Annotated in this window: 1 protein-coding gene; it reads left to right on the top strand. The window is 77.4% G+C overall.

Annotation, left to right across the window (positions count from 1 at the left end; all coding sequences use genetic code 11):
• The first annotated feature begins 131 nt into the window (after positions 1 to 131).
• A complete protein-coding gene (locus ACFU5G_RS29485; RefSeq protein WP_377252627.1) occupies positions 132 to 3,845 on the top strand; it encodes a BTAD domain-containing putative transcriptional regulator in 3,714 nt (1,237 codons plus the stop codon).
• Positions 3,846 to 3,857: the final 12 nt, after the last annotated feature.

Here is a 3,857-nt window from a genome sequence, read left to right as displayed (position 1 = left end):
GCACAGGCCTGTGCCGACCTCGAAGCAAACTGCCGACTCACTGAGGGAACTGCCGACCTGACGTGGGGAACCGGTGGCCCCAAGGCACGGTGAGGGGCGTCGGCTCAGGTGCACCGCTTAGAGTGGCGCGCATGCAGCACGTCAACTCCGGCACCCCGACCGGGGCGCGCGGGGTAGACCCGGTCGTGGCGGTTCTCGGGCCGGTCGCCGTGCTGTCCGACGACGGTCCGGTGGCCCCGCGCGGCGCCCGCGCCGCCGGCCTCGTCGCGCTGCTCGCGCTGGCCGCGCCTCGCGCCGTGACGGTCTCGTCGCTGGTCGACGCGCTGTGGGGCGACGACCTGCCCGCCAACCCCAGGGGCGCGCTGCAGAACCTGGTGTCCCGGCTGCGCGCGCTGAGCCCCGACGTCGTGCGGTTCACGCCCGCGGGATACGCGCTCGGCGACCCGAGCGACCTGGACCGCGCACGGGCGGCCGTGGTTGAGGCACGAGAGCTCCTGGAGCAGGGGCCGGCCACGGCCGGTGCAGCGCTTGCGAACCAGGCCCCGGACGGCGGGCGTGCCGGGGCAGCCGCCGTCCTCCTCGACAACACGCTCGCCCTCTGGCGCGGGGAGCCAGGAGACGGGCTGGACGACGCAACACCCGGACTGGCCGCCGAGTTGCGCGACACCGCCGGGCGGCTCCACGACGAGCTGACCGGCCTGCGCCGCCGGGCCGCCGTGGCCGCGGGCGACGTCGCGACCGTGACCACGCTCGCCGGTGCGGCCCTGGCCGCCGACCCGCTCGACGAGGACGCCGCGCGCGACCTCATGACGGCGCTCGCGGCGTCGGGCCGTCCCGACGAGGCGGTGCGCGTGTTCGGGCGCCTGCGGCACGCGCTGGTCGCCGAGCTGGGCGCCGACCCCGCACCCGATCTGGTGGCGCTCTACGAGCGGATCGTCGCCACGCGGCCGAGCGTCCCGGAGCCGAGCATCGGCGAGCCCGGCCTCGCCGAGCCCCGCAGCACCACGCCTGACGGTCCCGTGCCGGCCCCCGCCACTCCGGTGGACGTCACCAGACCTGGCACCGGTCGCTTCGTGCGCGGGCTCCGCGCCGCTGCCACGCCCCTGATCGGCCGTGACGACGACGTCCGCGCCGTCGTCGGCGAGCTCACGCGGAACCGCGTGGTGACGATCCTCGGCGCGGGCGGGCTCGGCAAGACCCGTCTGGCCCAGGAGGTGGCGCGCACGGTCGCGGAGGACGGGGCCGCGGCGTCGTCGGGCCCGCTGGGCGGGATGTCCGTCGCGGTGGCGGAGCTCGCCGGCGTGCGTACCGACGAGGACGTGGCGCTCGCGATCGCGGACGGTCTGGGCCTGTCGTCGGCCGCGGCGTCCACCCGCCTGGCCGACCGCCTGCTTGCCGGCGACCTGCGCGACCGCATGGTGGAGCGGGCGCGGGGTGGCCGGACGCTCCTGGTGCTGGACAACTGCGAGCACGTGCCCGACGGCGCGGCGCGCTGGGCGGACGTGCTGCTCTCGGCCGCGCCCGGGCTGCGCATCCTGACCACGAGCCGGGCGCCCCTGCAGGTCGCGGCCGAACAGGTGTACCCCCTGGCGCCGCTCGCGTCGGCCGGCGCGGCGGGCGACTCCGGCGTCGCGCACGGCCCGGCCGTCGAGCTGTTCCGGCAGCGCGCCCTCGCCGCGCGCCCCGGCGCCCAGCTGCCCGACGCCGTCGTCGCGCGGCTCTGCGACCGGCTCGACGGGCTGCCGCTGGCGATCGAGCTGGCCGCCGCCCGGGTGCGGACGCTGTCGGTCGAGGAGATCGAGCGGCACCTGGGCGCCCGGTTCGCCCTGCTGCGCGGCGGCGACCGCACCGTGCCGGACCGGCACCGCACGCTCGAGGCCGTCATCGAGTGGAGCTGGAACCTGCTGGAACCCTCGCAGCGCGCGCTGTGGCGCCGGGTCTCCGTGCTGCCCGACGGGCTGTCCGCGCAGGCCGCGGCGGCGCTCGGGCGGCTCGGGCCTGCTGCGGAGGGCGCTGCACCGGCGGTCGGACCCACCGACGAGGTGCCGCTCGACGTGCTCGACGACATCGACGGCCTGGTGCTCCAGTCCCTGCTGGTGGTCGAGGAGGACGCCGCCGCTCCTGGCGCCGCCGGGGGCGCTCCGGCCCCTGTCCGCTACCGGATGCTGGAGACGGTCCGCGAGTTCGGCCTGCTGCGGCTGGCCGAGGCGGGCGAGGACGACGCCGTCCGCGACGCGCTGCTGCGCTGGGGCAAGGACGTCGCGACGTACTGCACGTCCCGGCTGCTCGGGCCCGACCAGGTGACCGCGATCGGCCTGCTGCGGTGCGAGCACGAGAACCTGCTGTTCGCGATCCGGGCGGCCGCGCGTGCGGGGCGACCGGACGTCGTCGTGCACGGGTTCGTGGCGCTCGGCGGCGCGTGGACCCTGCGCGGGGCGGAGGACCGCGCGGCCGACCTCGCGCCCGCCGTCCTTGACGCCGTCACGGGGTGGGCGGTCCCGGCCGCGGAGGCCGACGTCACCGCGCTGGCGCTCGCGTACGCGGCGGCCACCACGGCGTTCTCCGGGACGACGGCGAACCTGCGGGCGCTGGCCCGGCTGCGGCGTGTGCTGCGCGACCACGGCGACGCCGTCGGGCCGCGGACCCGGGCGGTGGCGAGCATGCTGCTGGCGGGGGCGCCGGGTGCGGTGCTCGGCCTGCGCGACTCGGACGATCCGCTCATCGCCTTCCTGGCCCACCTCGTCATGTCGCAGGAGGCGGAGAACGCCGGGCGGCTCGACGAGGCGCTGGCCGGCGCGGAACGCGCGTACCAGCTCGCCCAGGGGATCGGCGACGTCGCGAGCCGGGCCGGCGCCGCGATGTTCCTGGCCACCACGGCGTTCGGCGCGGGGGACAGCGGAACCGCGAAGCACTGGTCCCGCGTGGCGCGCGAGGGCCTGACGGTGATCGGCGCCGACGGCGCGCTGCGGCAGCTCGACTGGGTGGACCTCGGGGCCGCGATCGCCGACGGCGACCTGGCGGGCGCCGAGCGGATCTGCGCGCGGGTCGAGCGTGCCGGGGACAAGCCGGACCAGGCCGAGCGCGGGGGAGACGAGTCGCGCGCCGTGGTCCGGGCGGGCCGGGCCGAGATCGCGTGGGCGCGGGGCGAAGTCGCCGAGGCGCTCGACCTGTACGAGCAGGCCGTGCGGGTGTTCGCGGACCTCACTGTTCCCGGGGGCGAGCTCGTGTTCGACGGCGGCGGGGCCGATGGCGGCGTGCTCGGTGACGGCAGGGCTGACCCTTCCCCGGCCGCGCCCTGGGCGGTGATCGTCGGGTCCGCGTGGATCGTGCGGCTGGTCGACGCCGGGCAGCACGCGAGTGCGCGGCAGGTGGCCGACGTCGTGCGGCGTCGTGCGGTGGTGCTGTACCGAGAGCTCATGCGGCACATGGCCGATCATCCCGTGCTCGGCACGGTGTGCCTCGCGCTGGGCGCGGTGCTCGTGTCGGGTGGGGCGGGAGACGCGGTCGGCGTGGAGCTGGGGGCTGACGGTGCGCGGGGCGATGGCGAGCGGGGCGACGGTGTGCGGGCTGACGGCGAGTGGGCCGGTGGTGCACGGCCCGGCCCCGCCGTCGGGCTGGAGCTGCTGGCCCTGGCCGAGGTGCTGGGCTCCCGGCAGGACTTCATGGCGCTGCGCCGCGCGCCGGTCCTCGCGGCGGCTGCCGAGCGGCACGGCGCCGACGCGGTGGCCGCCGCGCGGGCCCGCGTCGCGGCGGTCCCGCGCGAGACGCTGGCGGAGCACGCCCTCACCACGCTCGAGACGCTCACGACGGTCGAGCCGGTGAACGTAGGGTTGGTCGCTCCATGAGCCCTCATGGAG

It is taken from the genome of Promicromonospora sp. NPDC057488 (assembly GCF_042802395.1).
GTDB lineage: Bacteria > Actinomycetota > Actinomycetes > Actinomycetales > Cellulomonadaceae > Promicromonospora.
The sequence above is the reverse complement of the archived record's forward strand: the minus strand, read 5'-3'. Positions and strand labels throughout refer to the sequence as shown.

What these genes read in the sequence shown, in the direction of transcription:
- ACFU5G_RS29485 (WP_377252627.1), top strand. Translation starts at nt 132, where the DNA reads ATGCAGCACGTCAACTCCGGCACCCCGACCGGGGCGCGCGGGGTAGAC.